Annotated in this window: 17 protein-coding genes; 14 read left to right on the top strand and 3 right to left on the bottom strand. The window is 68.2% G+C overall.

The annotated features are described in order from the left end of the window. Positions 1-16 precede the first annotated feature (16 nt). The 10 genes from flgF to O5M90_RS25975 all read left to right on the top strand — a co-directional run bounded on the left by flgF (position 17) and on the right by O5M90_RS25975 (position 13,231). Positions 17-745 carry a flagellar basal-body rod protein FlgF gene (gene flgF / locus O5M90_RS26020; protein ID WP_137943258.1) on the top strand — a complete coding sequence of 243 codons (729 nt, stop codon included), beginning with the start codon at positions 17-19 and terminating at the stop codon, positions 743-745. 11 nt (positions 746-756) lie between these two features. After that, positions 757-1,539: a flagellar basal-body rod protein FlgG gene (flgG, locus tag O5M90_RS26015; protein ID WP_137943259.1), complete on the top strand. Its 783-nt coding sequence runs from the start codon at positions 757-759 to the stop codon at positions 1,537-1,539. Between the two features lie 17 nt (positions 1,540-1,556). Continuing rightward, positions 1,557-2,237 (top strand): flagellar basal body L-ring protein FlgH, encoded by a 681-nt coding sequence (locus O5M90_RS26010; protein ID WP_269841001.1) that lies wholly within the window; start codon positions 1,557-1,559, stop codon positions 2,235-2,237. Positions 2,238-2,279: 42 nt separating this feature from the next. Then, positions 2,280-3,407, top strand: coding sequence for a flagellar basal body P-ring protein FlgI (locus tag O5M90_RS26005; protein WP_440402454.1), 1,128 nt, complete (start codon positions 2,280-2,282; stop codon positions 3,405-3,407). A gap of 82 nt (positions 3,408-3,489) precedes the next feature. Next, on the top strand, positions 3,490-4,347 hold the full coding sequence (gene flgJ / locus O5M90_RS26000; protein ID WP_137943262.1) for a flagellar assembly peptidoglycan hydrolase FlgJ: 858 nt from the start codon (positions 3,490-3,492) through the stop codon (positions 4,345-4,347). A 32-nt stretch (positions 4,348-4,379) separates the two neighbouring features. After that, positions 4,380-6,371, top strand: coding sequence for a flagellar hook-associated protein FlgK (flgK, locus tag O5M90_RS25995; protein ID WP_137943263.1), 1,992 nt, complete (start codon positions 4,380-4,382; stop codon positions 6,369-6,371). A gap of 44 nt (positions 6,372-6,415) precedes the next feature. After that, positions 6,416-7,633 carry a flagellar hook-associated protein FlgL gene (flgL, locus tag O5M90_RS25990; RefSeq protein ID WP_262973864.1) on the top strand — a complete coding sequence of 406 codons (1,218 nt, stop codon included), beginning with the start codon at positions 6,416-6,418 and terminating at the stop codon, positions 7,631-7,633. Between the two features lie 6 nt (positions 7,634-7,639). Continuing rightward, positions 7,640-8,830, top strand: coding sequence for an EAL and HDOD domain-containing protein (locus O5M90_RS25985; RefSeq protein ID WP_137943265.1), 1,191 nt, complete (start codon positions 7,640-7,642; stop codon positions 8,828-8,830). 29 nt (positions 8,831-8,859) lie between these two features. After that, a complete protein-coding gene (locus tag O5M90_RS25980) occupies positions 8,860-12,588 on the top strand; it encodes a PAS domain S-box protein (protein ID WP_269841002.1) in 3,729 nt (1,242 codons plus the stop codon). Between the two features lie 52 nt (positions 12,589-12,640). Continuing rightward, a complete protein-coding gene (locus O5M90_RS25975; RefSeq protein WP_137943267.1) occupies positions 12,641-13,231 on the top strand; it encodes an ANTAR domain-containing response regulator in 591 nt (196 codons plus the stop codon). 4 nt (positions 13,232-13,235) lie between these two features. Here the strand turns inward: O5M90_RS25975 and O5M90_RS25970 are convergent, their stop codons facing one another. Continuing rightward, a complete protein-coding gene (locus O5M90_RS25970) occupies positions 13,236-14,942 on the bottom strand; it encodes a sensor histidine kinase (RefSeq protein WP_269841003.1) in 1,707 nt (568 codons plus the stop codon). Positions 14,943-15,113: 171 nt separating this feature from the next. On the opposite strand from O5M90_RS25970, the gene O5M90_RS25965 reads away from it, so the two are divergent. From O5M90_RS25965 to O5M90_RS25955, 3 genes are read left to right on the top strand one after another with little or no spacing between them, the layout of a single operon-like run. After that, entirely contained in the window at positions 15,114-17,528 is a 2,415-nt protein-coding gene (locus tag O5M90_RS25965) for a PAS domain-containing hybrid sensor histidine kinase/response regulator (protein ID WP_269841004.1), read from the top strand. Continuing rightward, a complete protein-coding gene (locus O5M90_RS25960; RefSeq protein ID WP_137943270.1) occupies positions 17,528-19,774 on the top strand; it encodes an EAL domain-containing protein in 2,247 nt (748 codons plus the stop codon). The genes O5M90_RS25965 and O5M90_RS25960 overlap by 1 nt, the downstream gene beginning before the upstream one ends. Positions 19,775-19,788: 14 nt before the next feature. Beyond that, entirely contained in the window at positions 19,789-21,678 is a 1,890-nt protein-coding gene (locus O5M90_RS25955) for a GGDEF domain-containing protein (protein WP_269841005.1), read from the top strand. A 97-nt stretch (positions 21,679-21,775) separates the two neighbouring features. Here O5M90_RS25955 and O5M90_RS25950 read toward each other — a convergent pair whose 3' ends face one another. Together O5M90_RS25950 and O5M90_RS25945 are read right to left on the bottom strand one after the other, a co-directional pair. Next, positions 21,776-22,186: a VOC family protein gene (locus tag O5M90_RS25950; protein WP_269841006.1), complete on the bottom strand. Its 411-nt coding sequence runs from the start codon at positions 22,184-22,186 to the stop codon at positions 21,776-21,778. Positions 22,187-23,138: 952 nt separating this feature from the next. After that, the gene (locus O5M90_RS25945) at positions 23,139-23,858 is read right to left on the bottom strand and encodes a DUF1566 domain-containing protein (RefSeq protein ID WP_262968546.1); all 720 of its coding nucleotides are present in this window, start codon (positions 23,856-23,858) and stop codon (positions 23,139-23,141) included. Positions 23,859-24,767: 909 nt separating this feature from the next. Between O5M90_RS25945 and O5M90_RS25940 the strand changes: the two genes are divergently transcribed. Then, positions 24,768-26,885 (top strand): TonB-dependent siderophore receptor, encoded by a 2,118-nt coding sequence (locus O5M90_RS25940; RefSeq protein ID WP_269841007.1) that lies wholly within the window; start codon positions 24,768-24,770, stop codon positions 26,883-26,885. Positions 26,886-26,897 lie beyond the last annotated feature (12 nt).

Raw genomic sequence — 26,897 nt, 5'->3', positions numbered from 1 at the left:
CGACTGAGGCCCGACCATGGACCGCATGATTTACCTGTCGATGGCCGGCGCGAAGGCGTCGATGCAGCGCCAGGATGTGCTGGCCAACAATCTGGCCAATGTCTCGACCAATGGCTTTCGCGCCGAGCTGCAGGCCTTCCGCGCCGTGCCGGTGCGCGGCGACGGCGCCAGCACCCGCGCCTACGCGCTGGAAACCACGATAGGCCACAGCGACCAGCCCGGCGTCATCAACACCACCGGCCGCAATCTGGACGTGGCGATGCAGGGCAATGCCTGGCTGGCCGTGCAGGGCCTAGACGGCACCGAGGCCTACACCCGGGCCGGCGCCATCGATGTCAATGCCGAAGGCCTGCTGGTGCTGCGCAACGGCCTGCAGGTGCTCGGCGACGGCGGGCCCATCACGGTGCCGCCCGACAGCGAGGTCCATGTGGGCGGCGACGGCACCGTCACCGCCAAGCTGCCGACCGGCAACCCGATCAATATCGGCCGGCTCAAGCTGGTCACGCCCGAGGCGCCGCTGACGCGCGGCAGCGACGGCCTGTTCCGCGCCGCCGACGGCGACCTGCCGGCCGACCCGAATGCCCGGCTGCAAGACGGCGCGCTGGAGGGCAGCAATGTCAGCCCGGTCGAGACCATGGTCAGCATGATCGCCGCGGCCCGCCAGTTCGAGCAGCAGATGAAGCTCTTGCAGATCGCCCAGACCCAGGGCCAGCAATCCGCCAAGCTGCTTGGCACGACTCAATAAGGACGCGCGCCATGATCCGCTCACTCTGGATTGCCAAGACCGGGATGGAAGCCCAGCAAATGCAGCTGGACACCATCTCGCACAACCTCTCCAACGTCGCCACCAACGGCTTCAAGCGCTCGCATGCGGTGTTCGAGGATCTGATCTATCAGAACCTGCGCCAGACCGGCGCCAACACCACCGAGCAGACGGTGCTGCCGACCGGCCTGCAGGTGGGCCTGGGCGTACGCCCGGTGGCCACCTCGCGCAATTTCAGCCAGGGCAATCTGCAGCAGACCAGCAACAACCTGGACCTGGCGATCAAGGGCAACGGCTTCTTCCAGATCCAGATGCCCGACGGCACGACCAACTACACCCGCGACGGCAGCTTCCAGCTCGACGCCAACGGCCAGATCGTCACCAACAACGGCTACACGGTGCTGCCCGGCATCACCGTGCCCAACAACGCCCAGACCCTGACCATAGGCCAGGACGGCACCGTCAGCGTCACGGTGCCGGGCAATCCGCTGCCGCAAACCCTGGGGCAGATCCAGGTGGCCAATTTCGTCAATCCTGCCGGCCTGGACCCCAAGGGCCAGAACCTGTTCGCCGAAACCGCCTCCTCCGGCACGCCCAATGCCGGCGCCCCCAATGCCAACGGCCTGGGCGCGCTGCAACAGGGTTTTGTTGAAACCTCCAATGTCAATGTGGTGGAGGAGCTGGTGCAGATGATCCAGACCCAGCGCGCCTACGAGCTGAACTCCAAGGCGGTGCAGACCTCGGATCAGATGCTGCAAAAGCTCACCCAAATCTAAGGCCCGGGAGATCCATCATGCGCATGCCATTGATCCCGCCGATCTCTTCGCTGGCCATCGCCGTGCTGCTGGGCGGTTGTGCCAACCTGCAACAACCCCGCGTCGAGCTGCAAAGCACCCCGGTGGTGCAGCTGCCGCTGCTGCCGCCCGCTGCGGCGGCCAATGGCGCGATCTACCAGTCGGCCAGCTACCGCCCGCTGTTCGAGGACCACCGCGCCCGCCTGGTCGGCGACACGGTCACGATACAGATCGTCGAGCGCATCAGCGCCAGCCAGAGCTCCAGCAGCGCGTTGGACAAGAGCGGCAGCCTGGCCGGCAGCGTCACCGCCCTGCCCGGCGTCAGCCCGAGCTCCTTCGGTCGCGCCTCGGTCGGCGCCAGCTCGGCCAACACCTCGGCCGGCAAAGGCAGCAACCAGAACACCAATGAATTCAGCGGCAGCATCACGGCCGTGGTCACCGGCGTACTGCCCAACGGCCACCTGATGATCACCGGCGAGAAGCAGATCGGCGTCAACAACAACGTCGACGTGCTGCGTTTTTCCGGCCAGGTCGACCCGCGCGCCATCCAGCAGGGCAATAGCGTGTCCTCGGCGGCGGTGGCCAATGTGCGCATCGAGCAGCGCGGCCGGGGCGCGACCGATCAAGCGCACGGAATAGGCTGGTTGTCACGCTTCTTTTTAAGCCTTTCACCGACTTAAGTTTGCCCAGAATCGGTCGCATAAGTCTTTGATGCGACCGCCATGCAAACCCTCCTCCTGAACCCCTTCAAGCCGCTGCTCGCGCTGCTGCCATTGCTGATGGCTGCGCTGCTGAGCGGCCCGGCCGAGGCGGCCCGCATCAAGGAAGTGGCCGCCGTGGCCGGCGTGCGCAGCAATCCATTGAGTGGCTACGGGCTTGTCGTCGGTCTGGACGGCACCGGCGACCAGACCACCCAAGCCCCCTTCACCGGTCAGAGCCTGGCCGCGATGCTGCAGCAGTTCGGCGTGATGCTGCCGCCGGGCGTGACCATGCAGCCCCGCAATATCGCCGCCGTGATGGTCACCACCCAGCTTCCGGCCTTTGCCCAGCCGGGCCAGCCGCTGGACATCGCGGTCTCCTCGATCGGCAATGCCAAGAGCCTGCGCGGCGGCACGCTGATCGCGACGCCCTTGCGCGGCGCCGATGGCCAGGTCTACGCGATAGCCCAGGGCAATCTGGTGGTCGGCGGCGCCGGCGCCTCGGCCGGCGGCTCCAAGGTGCAGATCAATCATCTGAGTGCCGGCCGCATCCCGGGCGGCGCGCTGGTTGAGCGTGCTGTGCCAACCGCGCTGCAGACCGGCGACTTCATCCAGCTCGACCTGAATTCGATCGACTACACCACCGCCCGCGCGGTGGCCGCCGCGATCAACCGCGCCAAGGGCCCGGGCACCGCCCAGGCCCTGGACGGCCGGGTCGTGCGCGTGCGCGCACCGAGCAACCCGGACGAGCGCGTCAGCTTCCTGGCCGATATGGAAAACCTGCCGCTGGATCTGGCCGTGCCGGCCGCTCGCGTCGTCATCAATGCCCGCACCGGTTCGGTCGTGATGAATCAGGCCGTCACGCTGGCCGCCTGTGCGGTCGCCCATGGCAATCTGTCGGTCACGATCAGCTCGACCCCGGTGATCAGCCAGCCCAACGCCCTGTCGGGCGGCCAGACCGTGGTGGCCCAGAAGACCGATATCGCGATCAACCAGGCCCCCGGCGCGCTGATTCAGCTGCCGGCCGGGGCCCAGCTGTCCGAGGTGGTGAAAGCGCTGAACGCGCTGGGCGCCACGCCCCAGGATCTGCTGGCGATTTTGCAAGCGATGAAGAGCGCCGGCGCGATCACCGCCGAGCTGGAGGTGATTTAAATGTTGTACCCCCACGTTCACTTCGTTCTCTGCCCCCTGAGGGGGCGTTCAGTGCCCTTCGGGCGGCCGGGCGGGCGCTGAGATGTCCTTCAATCCTCTACCCCTGAGCACCCGCAGCAGCGCCGGCTCGGTCAGCGACAACCGCAGCATCGAGTCGCTGCGCGCGGCCGCCGCGCGCGACCCCAAGGCCAGCATCCGCGAGACCGCCAAGCAGTTCGAATCGCTGTTCATGCAGGAGGTCATGAAGAGCATGCGCGCCTCCACGCTGTCCTCCGGCATGCTGGAGAACTCGGCCACCCAGCTGGGCACCGAGATGCTGGACACCCAGTTCGCCGGCAAGATGACCGGCCTGCCCGGCGGCCTGACCGACGCGATCACGCGCCAGCTGCAGCGCCAGATGGGCGTGGCCGCCGAACCCGCCAAGCCGCTGCAGCCGCTGCCGGCGCTGGCCAAGAAGAACATCGCCCCCCATGTGCAGGGCTTCATCCAGAAGCACGACGACGCCGCCAAGGCCGCCGAGCAGCAGACCGGCATCCCGGCCAGCTTCATGATCGCCCAGGCCGCCCACGAGTCGGGTTGGGGCAAGCGCGAGATCACCGGCAAGGACGGCACGCCCTCCTTCAACGTCTTCGGCATCAAGGCCACCGCCGGCTGGACCGGCAAGGTCGCCGAGGTGCAAACTACCGAGTACATCAACGGCAAGCCGCAGAAGGTGATGGCCAAGTTCCGCGCCTACGACAGCTACGAGGACTCGTTCAAGGACTATGCACGCCTGATCGGCACCAACGCCCGCTACAAGGACGTGGTGGCCAAGGCCGACACCGCCGAAGGTTTCGCTCGCGGCCTGCAGAAGGCCGGCTACGCCACCGATCCCGACTACGCCAGCAAGCTGGCCCGTGTCATCAACACCACCGTGCGCGTGCAGCGCGCGCTGGCCTGATGCGCAGACCAGCGTAAGAAGAGAGCCAAGCCATGGGAACCTCCGCACTGTTATCGCTGGGCATGCGCGCCATGTTCGCCAACCAGGCCGCGCTGCAGACCATTGGCCAGAACATCGCCAATGCCAACACGCCCGGCTACTCGCGCCAGAGCGTCACGCTGACCACGCCCGAGGGCCAGTTCACCGGCTCGGGCTACTTCGGCAAGGGCGTCAATGTCCAGACCGTCACGCGCGCCCACAACGAGTTCCTCAGCAAGGAAGCGGCCGGCAGCAAGTCGGTGGCCTTCATGGACGCCACTCATGCCACCCAGCTGATCCAGCTGGAGAAGCTCTTCCCTCCGGGCGAGCGCGGTCTGGGCCAGGCGGCCAACCAGTTCCTCAATGCGATGGTCGACGTCTCCAGCCGGCCCTCCGATCTGTCGGCCCGCCAGGTGGTGCTGGGCCGGGCCAATGAGCTGGCCTCGCGCTTCGCCAGCACCGGCCAGCAGCTGGCCGATCTGCAGGCCGGCGTGGTCAGCGATCTGCGCGCCAATGTCGATGTCGTCAACCAGCTCAGCAAGCAGATCGCGGCGGCCAATGACCAGATCGCCCGTGCCAACGGCTCGGGCCACACCTCCAACGACCTGCTCGACAAGCGCGACCAGCTGATCTCCGAGCTGAGCCAGTATGTCAAGGTCAGCACCCTGCCCTCCAGCGACGGCACGGTCGGCGTCTTCATCGGTGGCGGCCAGCGCCTGGTGCTGGGCTCGCAGGCCCAGGATCTGTCGTTGACGCCCGATCCCTATGACGGCTCGCGCGTGCAGCTGAGCATCGACGAAGCCAACGGCGCCCGCGTGCTGGATGAGAGCAGCCTGACCGGCGGCTCGCTGAGCGCCTTGCTGAAATACCAGAACAAGGATTTGCAGGACGCCCGCAACCTAGTCGGCCAGATGGCCGTCGCGATGGCCGAGCGCGTCAACGGCCAGCAGAAGCTAGGCCTGGATCTGTCCGGTACGGCCGGCTCCAATATCTTCTCCTATGCCCAGCCGCGCGCGCTGCCCTCGAACACCAATGCGCGCAATCCGGACGGCAGCTTCGCGTCAACCCTGAGCCTGACCATCAAGGACGCGACCCTGCTGCGCGCCGAGTCCTATGTGCTGAAGGCCGACCCCAGTGGCGCGCCCGGCCAGTATGTGATGACGACCCGGCCTGGCGGCACCAGCGTCAGCCTCAGCGACACCCAGATTGAGCAGCAGTACGGCTTCACGATCACCGCCGGCGGCGCGCCGATGGGCCCGAACGACAGCTTCCTGCTGGAGCCGGTGGCCCAGGCCGCCGTCACGATGAAGCGCGAACTCGATGCCCCCAGCGGCATCGCCGCCGCCTCGCCGATCACCGCCGTGACCGGCACCGCCAATACCGGCACCGCCACCATCGCCTCGCTGTCGGTGGCCAACAGCAATTTCGCGCCGGCCCAGTACCCGGTGGCCATCGTGTTCCAGGGCGTCAACAACACGGACCCGAGCAAGCCGCCGGGCGTCGACTATGTGATGACGATGAACGACGGCACCATCGTCAACGGCACCTGGTATCCGGGCGAGGCGATGGGCAACTACCCACTGCCGGCCGGCGACTTCGGCTTCCGTCTCGCGCTCAACGGTGTGCCCAAGGCCGGCGACACCGTCAATATCGACCCCACCAAGTCGGTCGCCACCAACAACGGCAATGCCCAGGCCTTCCTCGGCCTGCAGAAGGAAGCCTTCATCGGCCGCGGCCAGAACGGCGTCGGCGCGACGCTGACCGACGCCTATGCCACCGCGATGTCCGATATCGGCTCGCGCGTGCAGGGCGCGGCCTATCTGTCCGAGGTCTCCACCAGCGTGGCCAGCAATGCCGAGTCGGTGCGCAGCAGCCAGGCCGGCGTCAACCTCGATGAGGAAGCCGCGCGGCTGATGCAATACCAGCAGGGCTACCAGGCCGCCGCCAAGGTGCTGCAGGCCGGCCAGACCATTTTTGACGAGTTGCTCAGGATCGCGGCGCGCTGAAACGCGCCCCGCCCCCTCTAGCCGTCCCTTTCGGAGAATCCAGCATGCGCGTCAGTACCGCCAATATGTTCGACAGCAGCATCTCGACGCTGCAGCGGCGCCAGCAAAGCATGCAGGAGAGCCAGCAGAAGCTGACCTCGGGCAAGCGCATCGAGTACGCCAGCGACGACCCCACCGGCGCGGCCCGCGCCGAGCGCGCGCTGTCCTCGATCGAGCGGGTCGATGCCAACCAGCGGGCGCTGGAGGCCAGCCGCAACAATATGTCGTTGGGCGAATCGGCGCTGGGCGATGCCAACGAGATCTTGCAGCAGATCCGCGAGGCCATGGTGGCCGCCGGCAATGCCACCTACAGCGATCCCGAGCGCGAAGGCCTGGCCAAGAAGATCACCGGGCTGCGCGACCAGCTGCTGTCGATTGCCAACCGCCCCGACGGCTCGGGCGGTTTCGTGTTCGCCGGCCAGGGCGCCGAAGGCGCACCCTTCATCGATGCGCCCGGTGGCGTGACTTACATCGGCACGCCTGGCTCGGTGCAAAGCGGCAATCTGGAACAGTACGCGATGAGCATCGACGGCCGCATGGCCTGGGAGCAGGCCCGCAGCGGCAATGGCAGCTTCGTCACTGCCGTGCAGCCCAACACCATTGACCCCACCAACCCGCCAGCCAAGAGCTGGATCGATGCCGGCCGCGTCAGCAACCCGGCCCTGCTGACGGGTTCGAGCTACCAGGTCCAGGTCAGCGGCAGCGGCGCCACGGCCACCTACTCGGTGCTGGATATCACCAATGGCACGACCGTCGCCACCGGCCCCTTCGCATCGGGCAAGACCATAGACTTCGACGGCATCAGCGTGACGCTGACCGGCCAGGCCGCCGACGGCGATATGTTCAGCATCGAGCCGTCCACGGTGGGCCTGGGCGTCTTCGATGTGCTGGACGGCACCATCGCCGAGCTGCGCACGCCGCTGCGCGGCGATACGCAGATCGCCCAGACGAATGCGATGCGGCTGCGCGACCTCGACTCGGTGATCGGCAATATGCAGAACATGCGCACCGAAGTCGGTGAGCGCCTGAACAATCTGGACGGCAGCCAGTCGCGCATGAGCTCGCTGAAGCTCTACAACCAGACCGAGCAATCGGCCGCCGAGGACCTGGACATGATCCAGGGCATTTCCGATTTCCAGAACCAGCAAGCCGGCTACGATGCGGCCCTGAAGACCTATGCCTCGGTGCAGCGCATGTCGCTGTTCCAGTACCTCAATCTCTGAGCCTCGATGACCACCAACTCCCACAGCATTCTCGGCAGCCTGGCCCTCGGCTACGCCCCCATGATCGACCGGCAGCGCATGGTCACCGCGACCCGGCTGACCGTCTTCCCGCTGCGCCCCGATGCCCGACTCGATGCCGGCGAGCTGCTCGCCGCAGTCGCCGAGGCCTGGCCCGCCGATGGCGGCCCGGCCGTGCTGAACGTGCTCAGCGAAAGCCTCTTGCAAGGCCTGCTGGCCAGCCCGCCCAGCGCCAACCTGATGCTGGAGCTGCCGGCCTTCATGGCCACCGACCCGGCCAACGCCGAGGCCTTGCTGGCGCTGAAGAAAAACGGCAACACCCTGCTGCTCAAGGGCCGGCCGCTCAACGAGCTGGCCACCGAGCTGCAGGCCTGCTTCAAGTACGTCGCGCTCGATCTGGAGGACCAGCGCGCCAATCCGGCCCCGGTCGGCGCCCTGCCCAAGCTGATCTCGGGCCTGCGCGGCGCCGAGGATGTCGAAGCCGGCTTCGCCAGCGGCGCGGTCGGCGTGCTGGGCTGGCCGCTGGACGGCGCCTATGACGCACCGGCCGGCAGCGCCAAGACCGAGATCCAGGCCGATCTGCAGGTCATCGTCCAGCTGATGAGCCAGGTCGACCAGGGCGAGGACATCGACAAGATGGAAGCCACGCTCAAGCGCGACCCCAGCCTGGCCTTCAAGCTCTTGCGCTATATGAACTCGGCGGCCTTCGGCCTGCCGGTCGAGGTGTCCTCGTTCCGCCACGCCATCATGCTGCTGGGCTTTGCCCGCCTGAAGCGCTGGCTGGCTCTGTTGCTGACGACGGCCAGCAAGGACCACAGCATGCGCCCGGTGATGTATGGCGCGCTGCGTCGCGGCCTGCTGCTGGAGGAGCTGTCCAAGGGCATGGGCGACGCCGAGGCGCGCGACGAGATGTTCATCTGCGGCCTGTTCTCACTGCTGGACCATATGCTCAAGCAGCCCTTCTCGCGCCTGTTGCAGTCGATCCCGGTGCCCGAGCGCGTGCGCCAGGCCCTGGTCGAGCAGACCGGCCCCTACAAGCCCTATCTGGATCTGGTGCAGGCGATCGAGTCCGAGTCGGTGTTCGACTACCGCCACGCCGCCGAGCAGCTGATGCTGGGCGCCGAGGAGATCAATCACGCGCTGCTGCGCGCGCTGGCCAAGGCCCGCCAGCTGGAGTGAGCGGCAGGCCTCGCTACACTGCGGGCGCCATGCCCACCTCGCCCGCCCAGCTCTCGCTCCTGCCCCAGGACCTGGCCGCCTTGCGCGGCCTGATGGGCCTGCTCAGCGACCCGGTGCTGGTGCTGGACGCCGAGCTGCGCGTGCTGGAGGCCAACACGCCGGCCCAGCAACACCTCGATGTCGTGATCGGCCACGGCCTGCAGGCCAGCCTGGGGGGCCGTCTGCACGACTGGCTGCGGCTGGCCAGCGCGGCCCAGGCGCAGGGCCGGCGCGCTCCGCCGACCCCGGCCCTGGCCCTGAACGGCGGCGGCCGCGCCCATCTGAGCCTGCTGGCCTTGCTGGCCGAAGAGGAAGATCCGGCCCGCTGGCTGCTGCACGCCCGGGTGCAGCAGGCCGTGGTGCCGCTCAGTCCACCGGTCAAGGCGCTGAAACGCCCGGCGGCGGCCGCGCCGGCGGCCGATCCACCAGGCACCGAGATCGGCGCGACCTGGGCCCGCGAGCTGGTGCACATCTTCTGGTCCTCGCCCTTCCCGGCCTATCTGCTCGACGGCCAGCAACGCCTGCAGGCCGCCAATGCGGCCTTCGCCGAGCTGTGCGGCCGCGAGCCCTCGGCCCTGCAGGGCCTGGCGCTGGCCGAGCTGCTGGCGCCGGGCGAGCGCGCCGGCCTGCGCCCGGCGCGTCCGAACCGGGCCCTGGCCCGCTCGCTGGCGCGCGCGGTGGCCATGCCCGACGAATTCCGATTGATAGACGGCAGCGGCCGCGAGCGCTGGATGCGCTGCACCCGGCACCGGCTCAGCGCCGCCGACGCGCCCGAGCTGAGCCTGAATGTGCTGCAGGACCGCACCGCCGAGCAGGCCGCCCGCGAGCAGGCCGAGCGTGCCCAGACCGAGATGGAGCAGTGGTTCGAGCTGAGCCCGCTGCCCATGGTGCTGTTCGACGAGAGCGGCCTGCTGCTGCGCACCAACAGCGCCTTTGCCGAGCTGAGCCTGGCCAATCCGGCCAGCCTGCACGAGGCCGCGCCGGCGCTGCAGCAGCTGCTGGCCTGGAGCGCCGGCCGCCCACTGCCCGAGCTGCTGCAGGCCCAGCAGACCCTGCAGACCCAGGCCATGCTGATCGACCCCTCGGGCCGCACCCGCTGGATGCAGGGCCGGCTGCGGCCGCTGAGCGGCTCGGCCACGCAGACGCAGCGCCGCTTCATGGCGGTGCTGGAAGACCGCAGCCTGGAGCAGGAGCGCGACCTGGCCCACCAGCAGCTCGACGCCTTGATGGACACCGCCGGCGTCGGCCTGGCCACCTTCCAGCAGGACGCCGGCTGGCTGCGCCCGCGCAGCGGCAGCAGCAGCAGCAGCGGCGAAGGCAGCAAGCGCAACAGCCTGGCCGGCCTGCAGGGCGTGGGCCGCGACATCGTCGAGCCCGATTCGCTGCCCGAGTTCGAGCGCCTGCAACGCGCGCTGAAGACCGGCGACCGGGTCGAGGTGCGCTATGCGGTGCGCCATCCCGAGCTGGGCCGGCGCTGGCTGCTGACCCGGGTCGAGCCCGGCAAACTGGCCTCGGGTCAGCGCACCACCTCGGTCGTGACCCTGGACGTGACGGCCCAGCAGCAAGCCGAGCGACGCAACGAACAGCTGCTGCGCGAGCTCTCCACCATCATGGACAGCTCGGGCGTCGGCATGGCCTATCTGCGCGGCGCCCAGCTGCTGCGCTGCAATGGCGGCTTCGAGCAGATGCTGGGCCTGGACAGCGGCACCGCGCCGGGCACACCGGTGGCGCGCCTGTTCGCGGCCCTGCCCAGCCTGGCCGAGCAGGTGCAGGACGCGCTGTCGGCGCTGGACGCCAGCCAGAGCTTCGAGGCCGAGTTCGTCCAGGTCGGTTCGGACCGCTGGCTGTCGCTGAGCCTGCGCAAGGTGCAGGGCCCGGCCGACGAGGCGGTGGCCGTGATCAGCGACATCAGCCGGCTCAAGGCCCAGCAGGCCCAGCTGGAAACCCTGGTGCAGGACCGCGAGCTGATGTTCAGCCTGTCCGATGTCGGCATGGCCATCCTGCGCCAGGGCAAGATCGCCCGCGCCAACGAGGCGCTGGCCAGCATGAGCGGCTACCGCATCGGCGAGCTCAACGGCCTGGACCACCGCGAGCTGTTCGACTCCGAATTCGACTACGAGCGCCAGAACCAGGCGATGCGCCAGGCGCTGGCCAGCAGCGGCCAGTGGCGCGGCGAGCGGCGCCTGCGCCGGCGCGACGGCGCGGGCCTGTGGATGCAGGTCAGCAAGCGGGTGATGCGGCCCGGCGCGCCGGACGAGGGTCTGATCGCGACCTATGTCAACGTCGACGACCGCTGGCGCGCCCAGCAGTCGCTGATGCTGCAGACCGAGCGCGAGCGCGCGGTGCTGGACTCGGTGCTGGTGGGCATCGTCACCGTCGGCCGCGGCGGGATCGAGTGGATGAACCGCTCGGCGCGGCGCATGTTCGGCGGCGACCTGATCGCCTTCGCCGGACAGCCGATGAGCATGGTGGCAACCCCTGACCCCGATCACCCCTTCCGCCAGACGCACTACCTCGACGAGCTGACCGAGGGCCAGGCCGAGACCTTCGAGTGCCGGCTGAAGGCACGCGACGGGCGCGAGTTCTGGGTGGTCGGCAATGCGGTCGTGACCGGCGCCGAGCACAGCGGCCGCCAGCTGACCTATGCGCTGCTGGACATCGAGCGACGCCGCCAGGCCGAGGCCCAGACCCTGCAGGCCCAGGTCTCGCTGCGCCGCATCATCGAGGCCGCGCCGCTGGCCATCAGCCTGCACGACGCCAAGACCCTGGCGGTCGAGCAGATCAACCAGGCGGCCGCCGCGCTGGCCGGCCGCAGTGAGGCCGAGCTGATCGGCGCCAGTCCCGAGATGATGTTCGGCGCCGATCAGGGAGCCATCATCCGCAGCGATATGGAGGCGGCGCTGCGCGTCGACGATGTGACGCAGCGCGAGTACCGCATCAGCCTGCGCGGCGAGTCGCGCGTCTGGGACGCCCGCTATCTGCACCTGGCCGATGTGGCCGATGCCGGTGGCCTCAGCGAGCCCGAGCAGCTGCTGCTGGTAGCCAGCGACGTGACCGAGCACCGCGCGGCCGAGGAGGCGCGTCTGGCCGCCGCGATCGCGCAGCGCGAGCTGCTGGTGCGCGAGGTGCATCACCGCATCAAGAACAATCTGCAAGGCGTGGCCGGCCTGCTGCAGCAGATCGCCTCGCGCCGCCCCGAGGTGGCCGGCGTGATCAGCGAGGCGGTCGGCCAGGTGCAGGCGATTGCCCAGGTCTACGGCCTGCAGGTCGGTTCGACCGGACCCTTGCGCGTGCGCAAGGTGGTCGAGGCCATCATCGGCTCGGTGCAGCGCATGTCGGGGCGCACGATCGCGCTCAGCATCGAAGGGCCGCTGGCCGAGGAGGTGCATCGCTGGGCCCTGCCCGAGGCCGAGTCCATCCCGATCGCCTTGACCCTCAACGAGCTGCTCAGCAATGCGATCAAGCACGGCAGCCAGCAGGCCCTACATTGCGCGCTGGTCTGCCAGGCCGAGCGGGTCAGCCTGCGCATCGTCAACGAAGGCCGCCTGCCCGAGGGCTTCAAGCTGGCCAATGTGCCCGGCGGCGTGTCCGGCCTGGGCCTGGTGCGGGCCCTGCTGCCGCGGCGCAGCGCCAAGCTGAGCCTGGAGCAGGCGGGCGATCAGGTGGTCTGTCAGGTCGATCTGCTGCCGCCCAGTGTCAACCTGATGGCGCCTTTGTGAGTTGAGTGACAATGCGTCAAACAGCGCGGTGCGCGGGCGGGGGGACTTCCTGGTGAGTTCGAAGGGCAAGATTCTTGTGGTCGACGATGACCGGCTGGTGCTGGCCACGCTGACCCATGGCCTGGCGCAGGCCGGCTACGAGGTCATCGACGCCGACAACGGTGACGACGCCATCCTGCTGGCCCGCGAGCACCGCCCCGACCTGGCCCTGCTGGACATCCGCATGGAAGGCATGAGCGGCTTCGATGTCGCCGCCTATCTGCGCGAATACCTGCAGCTGCCCTTCATGTTCCTGTCGGCCTTTGCCGACGAGGAGACGGTGGCCAAGGTCAAGGCGCTGGGCGCGGTGGCCTATCTGGTCAAGCCGCTGGACATCCATCAGATCGTGCCGGCCGTCGAGGCCGCATTCGCGAACCGGCCCGAGCGCAGCGCCGCGCCGCCGCGTCCGCTGCTGCCGCTTGAATCGGTGCTGGAGCAGGTCGTGCCGCTGGCGGTGGGCGTGCTGATGCACCGCTACTCGCTGTCGCGCCAGGAGGCGCTGGTGCGCCTGCAGAAGCTGGCCGACTCGGAAGGCCGCGCGCTGGCCGATTCGGCGCTGCGCCTGATCGAGGCGGTCGAGCTGCTGGCCTTGCCCGGCCGCTGAACGCTTACCGCGCCAGCGTGAAGTAGAAGCGCGCGCCCTGGCCGACCTCGGACTCGGCCCAGATCTCGCCGCCATGGCGGTGCACGATGCGGCGCACCGAGGCCAGGCCGACGCCGGTGCCCTGGAAATCGCTGGCGCTGTGCAGGCGCTGGAACACGCCGAACAGGCGCTCGGCGAAACGCATATCGAAGCCGGCGCCGTTGTCGGCCACCATATAGACCAGCTCGCCGCCCTGCTGCTGGCGCTCGAAGCTGATCTCGGTGTGCTCACATTTGCCGCTGTACTTCCAGGCATTGCTGAGCAGGTTCTCCAGCACCATGCGCAGCAGGGTCGGATCGCCCTGCACCAGCAGATCGGGCTGGATGCGCACCAGCGCGCGGCGCTCCGGCGCCGCCCGGCGCAGCTCCTCGACCACCAGCGCAGCCAGCTGCGACAGATTGACCGGCTGGCGCTGCAGCGGCTGGGCCGCCAGCTGGGTCAGCGACAGCAACGCATCGATCATGCTGTTCATGCGCGTGGCCGCGCCCATCACGCGGTCCAGATGGTCGTTGCCGATGCGGTCCAGCAGGCGGCCGTAGTCCTCCTTCAGGATGCGGGCGAAGCCCTCGACCACCCGCAAGGGCGCACGCAGATCATGCGAGACCGTGTAGCTGAACGATTCATGCTCGGCCCGTGCGACCTCGGCCGCCTCGACCGCCAGGGTGGCCGGCACGGTGTCCAGCGCGCCCTGCGGCCACAGGCTCAGCAGGCTCATGCCGGCATGACCTGGCACCGGCGACAGGCACAGCCACCAGGGCCCGCAGGCCAGGCCGGTGGCCGCGCCGGGCGCCAGCGCGGTCTCGCGGATTTCGGCCGGCAGACCGTCCAGACAGGCCAGCCAGGGCTGGCCGCGCAGTTGCTCGGCCGGCCGCCCCATCAGCTGCGCCGCCGCACCATTCAGATCCGCCAGCTGCGGGCTCTGGCCGGCCGGTCCGCGCAGCAGCCAGGCCGGGCCCGGCAGCGATTGAATCCAGCCGGTGTCGAAGACCTCGCGCGGCGCCGGCGCGGCCAGCAGGCCGGCGGCCTGCTGGTCCTGCAGTACCGGTGAACTTCGCGGCGAGTTCTGCGGCGAACTCAGCGGCCGCGCCGTGCCGATATGCCCGGCAAAGCGGCCCTGCCCGTCCAGGCAGACCTGGGCCCGCAAGAGCCAGCGGCCCGAGAACTGCGCGGCCGCGCCGCTCTCCAGCCGCGCGCAGACCTCGACATCGTTGAACGGCGCCTCTTCCTGCAGGCGCTGCAGCAGGCTGGCATGGCCCTCGCCTTCGGTCAGCACGAAACGCTCCCACAGGGTTTCGGTCGCGGCCGCGCCCACCCAGCTGGAGGCCGGCGCCGCCTGCGGCGCGCGCCAGCGCACCAGATGGTGCTGCGCATCGGTCTGCCACTGCCAGTCGCTCTGCAGCTGCGAGAGCAGCTGGGCCTGGCTGCGCGCCTCGCGCAGCGCCTCGCCCAGGCGCTGGCGGGTCAGCCGCACCCCGATATGCCAGCCCAGGGCCGCCACCGTGAGCAGCAGCAGGCCCAGCGCCAGCGCGCCACCGAGCAGCAGCCAGGACTGGCCCTGGCTGGGCGCATCGGGCCAGGCCAGCCAGGCCAGCAGCAGCAAGGCCGCCAGTGCGGCGGCACCCATCCATGGCCAGCGGCGCGAGGCGGAGCGAGCGTCACTGAGGCTGTTCATGCGCTGCATTGTATGTAGGCGCCCGAGGGGCAAGATCGCCACCAAACAACACTCAAGTCCGCCCGTCCGAGGTCGATAACCGACGCAGGATCCGTCGAGCCCTGCCCCGCGCCGGCCCTGCAATCAGCGCGCCACCAATGACAGCCAGCATGAAACCGCCGCCGCCCCACCATGAGCTTGCTTGAGGCCGACACCGACGACGTCGACGCCCAACCGGGCTGGCCCGCGCTGCTGCCAGCGGGCGATGTCCAGGCCCTGACCGACCAGCTGCCGATCGGCCTGCTGGTGCTGGAGACCGGCCAGGGCCGGCTGCTGCACATCAATCGCGAGGCCGAGCGCCTGCTGGGGCTGCGCCGTGGCCAGGTGCTGGGCCGGCCCGCCGCACAGGCGCTGCCGGCCGCGCTGGCCGAGCTGTGCCAGGCCGCGCGCTGGCGCGCGCTGGAGAACGGCCACCATGCACCGCGCGAGGGCCTGCGCCTGAACACGCCACTGGGCCCGCGCTGGCTGCAGTTGCAGCGCAGCCTGATCGCCTGGTCGGGGCTGCGCCGGCCGGCCGGCGTGCTGAGCCTGCAGGACGGCAGCCAGCAGCGCCAGCTCGAGCGCGCGCTGCAGGAGAGCGACACGCGCTTTCGCGAGGTCACCGAGGCCGTCAGCGAATGCCTGTTCGTCACGACACCGGACTGGGACCGGCTGCACTTCAGCTCGCCGCTGCTGCTGGACCTCTTGGGGCTCAGCACGGTGGACCTGAGCCAGGGCCCGCGGCTGTTCGAGCAGCGCATCCATCCCGAGGACCGGGCCTTGTATGCGCGCCGCCTGCCGGCCCAGGCCCAGGGCGAGGCCAGCGATATGGTGCTGCGCATCCAGCATCCGGCCAAGGGCCTGCGCTGGCTGCGGCTGCGCTGCCGCCCGCAGCGCCACCCCAACGGCCAGGACCTGGTCTACGGCATCCTGGCCGACATCAGCGACGAGCACCAGCGCCATCGCGAGCTGGCCCAGGCGCGCGATCAGGCCGAGGCCGCCAGCCTGGCCAAGAGCGAGTTCATGGCCAATATGAGCCACGAGATCCGCACGCCGCTCAACGGCATGCTGGGCATGACCGAGCTGCTGCTGGGCACCGAACTCAAGCCGGCCCAGCGTGTCTATGCCGATGCGGCGCTGCGCTCGGGCCAGGACCTGCTGCGCCTGGTCGACGGCGTGCTGGACTTCGCCAGCGCCCAGGCCGGCCGGCTCGACATCGACAGCCTGCCCTTCGACCCGGCGCAGCTGGCGCGCGACTGCCTGCTGCCCTTCGAGGCGCAGGCCAGTGCCAAGGGTCTGCAGCTGAGCCTGGACGACAGCCTGAAAGAGCCGGTCGGGCTGCCCGCCCTGGTGCTGGGCGATGCCGGCCGGATCCGCCAGGTGCTCGACGAGCTCTTGATCAACGCGCTCAAGTTCACCGGCAGCGGCTGGGTCAGGCTGGGTCTGGCGCTGCGGGACGGGCGGCTGTGCTGGAGCGTCAGCGACTCCGGCGTCGGCATGAGCGCGGCCGCGCTGCCGGCCATGCTCAAGCCCTTCACCCAGGCCGATGCCAGCCTGGCCCGCCCGCATGGCGGCACCGGCCTGGGCCTGGCGATGGCCGCCGAGCTGGCCCGGCTGATGGGGGCCGAGCTGCTGGCCGACAGCAGCCCCGGCCTGGGCTCGCGCTTCACGCTGAGCCTGCCGCTGCGGCTGCCGCCGGACAGCAGCGGCCAGCCCGGCGCGCTGGTGCTGGTGGTCGAGGACAACCCGGTCAACCAGCAGGTCAGCGCCGAGATGCTGGCCCGGCTGGGCTGCCGGGTGCAGGTCTGCGCCGACGCGGCCAGCGGCCTGCAAGCCTTGTGCGAACAGCGATTCGATCTGGTGATGATGGACATCCACATGCCGGGCATGGACGGCATGCAGGCGCTGAGCCTGTTTCGGCGCGGTGCCAGCGAGAATCACGCTTTCGTCAGTCCGCCCTCCACCCCGGTGGTCGCGGTCACCGCCAATGCGCTCGAGGGCGATGAGCAGAAGCTGCGCCACCATGGTTTTGATGACTATTTGCCCAAACCCTTCCGACTCGGCCAGTTGCAGGACATGCTGGTCCGTCGTCTCCCGAATGACAATAGGGTCCAGCAGGACGCCGCGCCGACCGAGCCCAAGGACCCACTGATGCCGCGCGATGGAAGCACCATGTCAACTCAGAGCCCCGCCACTCCCGCCACGCCCATCCTCGACCCGCAGGCCATCGCCCGGCTGCGCGAGCTCGACCCGGGCGGCGGCAACAAGCTGCTGGAGCGTGTCATCGCCGCCTTCCTGAAGTCGCTGGAGCGGCTGCTGCCCGAACTCGGCCAGGCGCGCGCGCACCCCGAGAAGGGCCTGGACCTGGCGGCGGTGCGCCATGTCACCCACACCCTAAAATCATCCTCGGCCAGTCTCGGGGCGCTCAAGCTCTCCAAGCTCTGTGCCGATATCGAAACCATGGCGCGCAACGGTCAAACAGAAGGTTTGGACATCTTGCTGGACGGCATGCATGATGAAGTGGCGCGTGTGCGTGGGGCTTTGAACGAGTTATTGGCGAACCCTTGATGAATGCCGTGAGTCAAAACCTGGATGATGACCTGCCCGAGCAGCCGCGCGTGCTGCTGGTGGACGACGACGAGGTCAATCTCTTGCTGACCGCCATCGCTCTGCGCGAGCGCGGCTTTGACATCACCGAGGCCACCGGCGGCGAGCAGGCGCTGCGCATGATGGCCGAGTGGAGCCCCGACGTGATCGTGCTCGACGCGATGATGCCCGAGCTCGACGGTTTCGACACCTGCCGCCGCCTGCGCGAGATGCCGGGCTTCGAGTCGACCCCGGTGCTGATGCTGACCGGCCTGGACGACGAGGCCTCGATCAACCGCGCCTACCAGGTCGGCGCCACCGATTTCTTCGTCAAGTCGCCGCAGTGGAGCCTGCTGGCCGGGCGGCTGCGCTATCTCCTGCGCAGCTCCCGCACCCGCATCGAGCTGGAGCGCAGCAAGGCGCGGCTGGCGCGCGCGCAAGACCTGGCACGCATGGGCAGCTTCGAGTGGCACCGCGGCTCGGGCGGCTTTGTGCTGGCGGCCGAGGCGCTGCGGGTGTTCGGCCTGGGCAATCACGAGGCGCTTGACTTCATCGGCGCGATGCGCATGGTGCCGCGCGAGGAGCGCAAGCTCTTCCTGCACCTGCTGCGCGATGTGATCGCGCACAACTCGGTGCTGGTGACCGATCTGTCGGTGACGCTGCTGGACGGGCGCCAGCGCGTCATCCATATCGAGGCCGAGCCCGAGTTCAACGAGCATGGCAATGCCAGCGGCTATACCGGCGTGCTGCAGGACGTGACCGACCGCCGCATGGCCGAGGACCGGATCCGCCAGCTGGCCAATTTCGACGCACTGACCGGCCTGCCGAACCGCCGCCAGCTGATCTGGCGCACCGAACGCGCGATCGAGCAGGCGCGCCGCATGGGCCATGAGGTGGGTCTGCTGCTGATCGATCTGGACCGCTTCAAGGTCATCAACGACACCCTCGGACACGCCGCCGGCGACGAGCTGCTGATCGAGGTGGGCCGGCGCCTGCGCGGCTGCGTGCGGCACTCCGACCAGGTCATCGAGGGCATGCTGGAGTCGGTCGGCGGGCGCTCGCACCGCACGCTGGAGGCCGTCGGCCGCCTGGGCGGCGACGAGTTCGTCGCGCTGCTGCCCGAGGTGGTCGACGAGCGCGATGCCGAGCGGGTTGCGCAGCGGGTGCTGGAGGCCTTGCGCGAGCCCATCTTCATCGCCGGCCAGGAATGTTTTGTCACCGCCAGCGTCGGCATCGCGATCTACCCGCGCGACGGCCTGACGATGGCCGATCTGCTGCGCAACTCGGACGTCGCGATGTATGCGGTCAAGAGCCAGGGCCGCAATGCCTCGGCGCTGTACACGCCCCAGCTCTCGGGCCGCGGCCGCGAGAACCTGGAGCTGGAGAGCGCGCTGCACAAGGCCATCGAGCGCGGCGAACTGGTGCTGCACTACCAGCCCAAGATCGATGTGCGCGCAGCCCGCATGGTCGGCGCCGAGGCGCTGATGCGCTGGCAGCGCGGCAATGTGCTGGTGCCGCCGGGCGACTTCATCCCGCTGGCCGAGGAGACCGGGCTGATCGTGCCGCTGTCCGAATGGGCGCTGCGCGAGGCGGCCCGCCAGGCCAAGGTCTGGCAGCTGAATTTCGGCTTCTCGGACTCGATCGCGGTGAACCTGCCGAACCGGCTGTTCGAGCGCTCGGACCTGGTCGAGCACATCCACCAGTGCGTCAGCGCCTACGGCATCCCGCACCGCGCGATCCAGCTGGAGATCACCGAGACCGGGCTGATGAAGGATCTGCAGAACGTGATCCCGGCCCTGCACCGGCTCAACGAGGTCGGCGTCGAGATTTCGATCGATGACTTCGGCACCGGCTATTCCTCGCTGGCCTATCTGACCACCTTGCCGATCTCCGAGGTCAAGATCGACCGCAGCTTTGTGCGCGATCTGGGCATCACGCCGCAGAGCTCGGCCGTGGTCACCGCCATCATCGCGCTGGCCCGCTCGCTGGGCCTGCGGGTGATCGCCGAGGGCGTCGAGACCCTGCGCCAGATGGAGGTGCTGCATCGCCTGGGCTGCTCGGTGATGCAGGGCTTTCTGTTCAGCAAGCCGCTGCCGCCCGATGATCTGGAGCGCTGGCTGGCCCAGACCGTGCTGCCGCGCAAGGCACCGTGGATCGCCCAGGCCAGCGCCGAGTTCGGCGCCGAGGCCCAGGCCGCCGCGCGGCCCACCGGCGGCCTGCTGCGCTGAGCGAGTCGCCCGCCATGGACGAGCGACGCCCTAGCCCACCGCGCGCGGCCAGCGCCACCCTGCCTCCGGCCCAGGTGGCCAAGGCGGCGCTGCACCGGCTGGCGCTGTCCAAGCAGGAACCGACGCCGGAGAACTACGCGGCCGCCTATGCCGCCGAGTCGGGCGCCGCGCCGCCGGCTGCGGCCGAGGCCCTGCCCGAGCGGGTCCAGGCCTTGATGAACAAGCTGATGGCCATCGGCGTGGCCGACGCGCAGAGCCGGCTGGACATCAACAAGCTCTTGCGCGAGTCGCGCTGGGACGAGGCCTTGCGCCGGCTCGAGAAGCTGCAGCAAAGCGAGGGGCCCGGCGCCCAGGCCGAGGCCATGGCCGCGCTGATGGAGCGCATGGTGCGCGGCCTGGAGCGCGGCGGCCGGCAGTGGACGGTGGCGCGCAAGAAGGACGGGCTGCAGCGCGTGCTGGCCAGCAACCGCAGCGACCCGCAGCGCCTGCTGGCGCGCCTGCAGCAGCTGGTGCGCAGCTGGGACTCCGATGTCGCCGACGCCAGCATAGACACCCAGTTCGATGCCGGGGACGAGGAAGAACCGGGCGGCACGCCCAGCCAGTTCTTCACCGACAGCGAGTTCGGCACCGATCTGGACGCCGCAGCGCCCGCGCCTGCCGCGCCCGCCGCCAACAACAGCGCCGCGCTGCAGGCCTGGGGCGCGATCGGCGGCAGCCTGCAGGGCACGGTCGAGCATGCGCTGCGCCTGCCCGAATCCGATGACGCGATGATCGGCGAGCTGCTGGGCCAGCTGCAGGCCGCCCAGCTGGAGCTCAGCATCCATGGTGCCGATGCCTCGCGCGCCGAAGCGATGGAGGCCTTGTGCGTGCGTGCGCGCCGCCTGCTGGACCACCGCCACCATGTGTTCGGCGCGCTTGGCGGCCTGTGCCGCGAGCTCAGCGCCAGCCTGGTGGAGCTGGCCGAGGACGACTCCTGGGCCCATGGCCAGTGCGAGGCGATGAACAACACCCTGGAGCTGGGTTTGTCGGCGCGCGGCGTGCGCTCGGTGGCCGAGATGCTCAGCGGCACGCGCGAGCGCCAGCGCGCGCTGCGCGAGGAGCGCGGCCGGGCCCGCGATTCGCTGAAGTCGCTGATCCACAAGATGCTGGCCGAGCTCGGCGAGCTGGGTGAGCACACCGACCGCTTCCAGCACAGCGTGGGCCGCTATGCCGATGTGATCGAGAAGGCCGACAGCCTGGAAAGCCTGGCCGGCGTGGTGCGCGAGATGGTGGAGGAAAGCCGCAGTGTGCAGTCGCTGGTGCAGCAGACCCAGGCGCGGCTGAGCGCCGAGCACGACAAGGCCAGCAGTCTCAGCAAGCGGGTCAACGAGCTGGAGAGCGAGCTCAAGCGCCTGTCCGACGAGGTGCAGACCGACCAGCTGACCCAGATCGCCAACCGCCGCGGCCTGATCGCCGCCTTCGGCATCGAGCAGGCCAAGCTGGAGCGCCAGTCCGATCAGGAACCCAGCCAGCTGGCCCTGGCCCTGCTGGACATCGACAACTTCAAGAAGCTCAACGACTCGCTGGGCCACGCCGCCGGCGATATGGCGCTGAAGTCACTGGCCGAGCGCGTCTCGGCCTCGCTGCGCCCCGGCGATATGGTGGCCCGCTACGGCGGCGAGGAGTTCGTGCTGATGCTGCCCAACACCCCGCTGGACGAGGCCCAGCAGGTGCTGACCCGGCTGCAGCGCGCGCTGTCGATGGCGCTCTTCATGCACGAAGGCAAGGACGTCTTCGTCACCTTCTCCGCCGGCGTCACCCCCTACCGCCCCGGCGAAACCCTGGAAGCCGCGCTCGACCGCGCCGATGTGGCGCTGTATGAGGCCAAGCACACGGGGAAGAACAAGGCGTGTGTGGCGCCGTGAGGCGCGACGGTGGACCCGAAGTCGGTCCGCACAGAAGCTTCTGATATCTCCATCTGAATCAAGCCGAGGCGCGCAGCAGCTCGGCTTGAGTTCAGGCTCAGGCCTCGCAAGCCGCCTCGACGTTCATCCACATCGGTTCGAACACATGGCCATCGAGGTCCTCGAAGGTACGGGTGTAGATGAAGCCCAGGTCCTGGCGCTCGCGGACATCGGCCTTGCCGCCGGCGGCCGCTGCCGCCTCGGTGATGCCATCGACCTCTTCGCGGCTGCCATACGGCAGGGCGATCAGCACGCCGCTGGTCTTCTGCGCGTCGGCAATCGGCTTGGTCGCGAAGGCGGCAAAGCGCTCATGCGTCAGCAACTGGAAGGTCAGGCCCTCCGACCAGACCATCGCGGACGCCTTGTCATCGCTGAACTGTTCATTCTTCTCGCAGCCGATGGCCTGATAGAACTTGGTCGCGGCGGCCAGATCCTTCACCGGCAGACTCATATAGATCATCTTCGACATTGTTTTTCTCCTAGAGGACGAAGCCTTGATCGGCTTCTGATGAGACGACAAGCTGGAAGGACAGAAATCGACAAGGCAGGCGACCCTCTTTTTTCTTCCTAGCCCGCCAAAGTTACCCTGCTCTCATCTGCTTGCCAAAGGTCACACCACCCGTCGTATAGCGCCTCGGAGAAACCCTGAAAGCCGCGCTCGACTGCGCCGATGTGCGCTGTACGAGGCCAAGCACACGGGGAAGAACAAGGCGTGTGTGGCGCCATGAGGTGATGGTCAGAGTGGGGTACGGATGGCGGTTCAAGGCTGGTCTGAGTCATTCGCGGCCCAGTGGTTAAACGACAGCGCCCACGCCGACCGGTCATTGATGGTCGCTGGCTCTCACCGGCTGCTTCACTCCCGGAAACGGTCGCTCGACGCGGCTCGAGTACTCGTGCAGGCACGAACGACTGCTCTCGCCCGTTGCGACAGGCGCATCACGCCCCGTTGAGGCCACCGGCCCGCGCGTCGGAGGCGTCAGCAAAGTGCCCAAAGCCGAAGTTCATCGAATCTCAGCACCAGGCTGATCTCAGTCTTTCGCGGTCCGGTGCCTGGGCGACCGCTTCTGTCCATAGCAGTCGCCCCGACAGAGTTCCTGCAGCCCTGATCCTCATCTGCAAGCGGTCAATTGGCCAGCGTCCGCTTTCAGCCCGGAAAACGGATGCGTTTGACGAAGCTGATCCAAAAGCTGCGGCGACTTCAACGCAGCCAGGTTCAGCCAACCAAGTTCTAAGCTAAGCGCCATGCGGCTGACTTCCCCCTCTGGTGCGACAGACGGATCACGCTTGTGCCTCTCCAATGCCCAATGCCGCCCCGAAGTGGTTTTCCACTAAGCAATTCAGCTAGAAATGCAGCTCAGAATCTAGGTGAGGATTTTGCCTGTCGCCCCAAACCCCTCAAAAGACCCGAAGGGCTCGGAGCGTCAAAGTGCCCGCCGACGACGTGCCAACAGGACGCCGGTCAAGCCCAGCAGTGTCAAAGCCCAGGTTTGTGGCTCCGGCACCGCAGCGGACACATCTCCGGGGCGTACAGCCAGGGCATAAAAATCTTTGTACATATCGCCTAGGTTCTGGCTGCCGCCGTAGGTACTGAAGTACCACGCGACATCGTAATTCGGCGCGTACTCCGTACCGGACCAGTAGTCGTAGGCCTGCAGATTCTGGAAATCACCGGTATTGCTCAGGCCCGAGCCCTCTTGGGGGGTGCCTGTGCCCGGTGCGACGAAGCTCTTGTTCCCCAGGCTCTGGAAAAACAGGTGCGCCATCTCACTGCCGGTGGCTACGCTGCTGTCGGGGTTGAGGCCGCAATCGGTGCCACCGCGGAAGCTAAAGTTGCAGCCGTCGCTCCCCTTGTCGACAGTCGTCGGCAAACGCCAGCCGCTCAGGCCGAAGCGGTCCTGCTTGGCCCAGGCATCGGCCGTACCCCAGTTCATGGTGTTGGTGCTACCGGCACGCAACCAGGTGATGTTGAGGGCGGTATCGTAGAAGGCATCTGTCGTGCCATCTTTGTCGATGTCGCGCGCTTGCAGCGTGGTTTGCCAGCTACCTTGGCCCGGCACGCCAGCGGCATGCGCCGCGCCCACAAGAGTCAATGCGCCTAGCAGCGCGGCCGTCTTGAAGGTCTTCGTCGTCAATTTACGCAACGTCTTCTCCCTGGATGAATGGCATTGAAGGCGCCGTGTGCTTGCTTCACCAGAACGCCTAGCAAGCACCGGCGGCGGCCGGAGCGTAGCTGTCGCCACAACGAAAGCCTCCCCCCATTTGAGGGGTTAGCGAGCCTCCGTCTCGCAAGCGTCTACGAGGGAGCACGAACGGGATCGGGATCTATCGTCTGTTCTTGAGCGTTCACAGGCGTGCGCTCGCAAGTTCTGTGGGCTTTCGCAGGCGAGAGGGTGAATGTCCGCAATGGGCACGAAGCAGCCATCGACGACGAAAGCGCCAGCGGCTCCTCTGGGTCGAGAGCACCTGTTCGACCTTCTGAGCAGCAGACATTCGCGGAAGTTTGAGGCGGTGATCGGCAGCCAGGCCTTTTGGACAGCTGCTCCACCCCCGGCAGCGGTCATCGCTGCCGGTACGAGGCCACGCAACCCGATGACGGCTTCCTGTCCATGACCGTGAACTTGGCGATCTGCCGCGGAAGGCCGCAACCGCTGCGGAACCGCCGGTCGTTGTAGCAACGGCAGTTCAAGGCTGATTGCGTCTGGTCAGGATCGGCAGGTGAACGTCAGCCGGGTCTGGTACTGGCCTTTCGGAGGTGAGCGAGCCCGATGGCCGTTGCACATCCCTGACCGGTCACTCATAGCGCCTCGTCAGGGTTGTGGCCCGCGAGTGAGTCCTATTGCCCAGGGCGTCGGGCAGAACCCGACCCATCAGCGACATCCGCTGCGCAAGCCCATCCGGTCGACCCCGTAAAGCTGTCCGAAGAACCTCAGCGCCTGCTCACCGATCTGGTGGTGGGTGGTTTGCAGCAGGCCGGGAGCAAGTCTCATCGGTATTGCTAATAGCAATGATTCGCGTTTATATTCCTGGTTTTGCAGAAACAAACCAGAAACATGGCCGCCTTCAGTCGCAACCTCATCGTCCTCGCAGCATTCGCTGCCATCTGCCCAGAGATCACCGCGGCTGAAGCTCCGTCTATTGCTGCTGAGGACGGTTCACGCGCCGCAGTGAACACCGCCCCCCGGGTGGAGGTTAGCGGGACGCGCTCGCGCAAGGCGACGGCGGGTAGTCGCATGGAACTGGCGGTGCAAGAAATTCCCCAGGCCATCTCCGTCATTGATGAGTCGACCCTGCGTGACATCGCGCCGCGTGTGCTGGATGAGGTGGCCGACTATGTGGCTGGTGTCGACCGTGAGGCGGTCCAGGGCAACCCCTACGGCATCAGCTTCTACATCCGCGGTTTCAACACGGCCGGCAACGCGACGACGATCAACGGCTTCCGCGACTACGGCTTCAACACCCCGCAGAATGCCGTGAACATCGAGCGCATCGAGTTTCTGAAGGGGCCGGCGTCCGTACTCTACGGTGGCGGCGGGGCGCTGTCGGGACTGGTCAACATCGTCACCAAGCAACCGCTGACGACAGCCCAGCACCGGATCGAAGCCGCCGCCGGCAGCTTTGGCTATCGAAACCTCACCCTTGACAGCACCGGCCCGGTCGACCAAGCGGCGCGCGTGCGATATCGCCTCACCGCCGCAGTGGAGCAGGACGGCAACTTTGTCGACAACACCTCGCAGAGAAGCCGCTTCCTCAGCCCCGTCTTCTCGTTCGACGTCGGCACGGCCACCACGCTGGATGTCGAGCTCATCGCACAGGACGTCGACCGACCGGGCCGCGAGCCTTACTTCATGCGCTTTCCCGACTTTCTGCGCATCCCCGTCACCACTCAACTCGGCGACCCCGCGCATCCCGACGGCGACGGCGGCTCGCTGACGCGCTACAGCGGCCGCGCGGAACTCCGGCACCGTTTCGCATCCGGTCTGCAACTGCGCCAGGCTGTCTACGCCAACAAGGTGCACAGCGACGACTCCACGATCCAGCCGACCAGCTACAACGCCAGCACGGGCGTGCTCAGCCGTCGCGTGCGCGCCGTCGACGAGTACCAGCGCGAGCGCTACTCGCAAACCGAGCTATCCGGCGAAGGTCGCACGGGGCCGATCCGCCACAAATGGCTGGTCGGTCTGGAGCTCGGCCGGCAGGAAACTGGCTACGCCTTCACCGTAGCGCCGTTCTCGCCGGTCAACATCTTCAACCCGCAGCCCGGCGAACGTCAGGGGCCGTTGACCGTGCCCTTCCCGGCCTCCGACAGCAAGGCCAAGACCGAGGCGCTCTATGTGCAGGACCTGATGACCCTCGGTGGCGGCTTCAAGGCCATGGTCGGCGCCCGCTGGGACCGGCTCGAATCGACCAGCGGAGACCGCGGCACCTCGCCCAAGCCGCAGACGGACACCGAGTTGTCGCCGCGGCTCGGCCTCATCTACGAGACGTCACCGCGCGACGCCTTCTATTTGAGCTGGAACCGCTCATTCCGCCCGAACCTCGGTCTTGATGCCGGCGGCGCGGCGTTCAAGCCACAGCATGGTCGCCAGATGGAGCTGGGCTGGAAGGGCGAGCCCGTCGATCGCCTGCAAACGACGGTGGCAGTCTTCGAATACCAGCGAGAGAACGTGCTGACCACGGATCCGAGCAACCCGGAGCGCCGCATCACCGTCGGCAGGCAGCGCAGCCGCGGCCTGGAGTTGGAAGCTGCGGGCCAGCTGCTGCCCGGCTGGCGCGTCATTGCATCCTACGGCTATCTCGACGCCAGCATTACCCGCGACAACGTGTTGCCTGTGGGCGACCAGCTGACCGGCGCGCCACGCCACACGGTCGGCCTGTTCAACCGCGTCGACCTCGGCGTGCGCGGCCTGTCTGCAACGCTGGGCCTGAGCCACGCTAGCGCTCGTCCCTCGGGCATTCCCAATGATCCGGCCGGCCCTCTCACCGCGGCCGACGTCGAACTGCCGGCCTACACCAAGGTGGACGCAGGACTTGTCTATGAGTACGGGGCCTTCGAAGGCCGCCTGATCGGCCGCAACCTCACCAACGAGCGCATCTACGACGGCTACATCTCCACCTTTCAGCCGCGCGCACCGCGCTCCTGGGAGCTGCGCCTAGCCTGGCGCCACTGAGGAACTGACGCG

The organism is Paucibacter sp. M5-1 (assembly GCF_027498415.2).
Lineage (GTDB): Bacteria > Pseudomonadota > Gammaproteobacteria > Burkholderiales > Burkholderiaceae_C > Roseateles_E.
The sequence above is the reverse complement of the archived record's forward strand: the minus strand, read 5'-3'. Positions and strand labels throughout refer to the sequence as shown.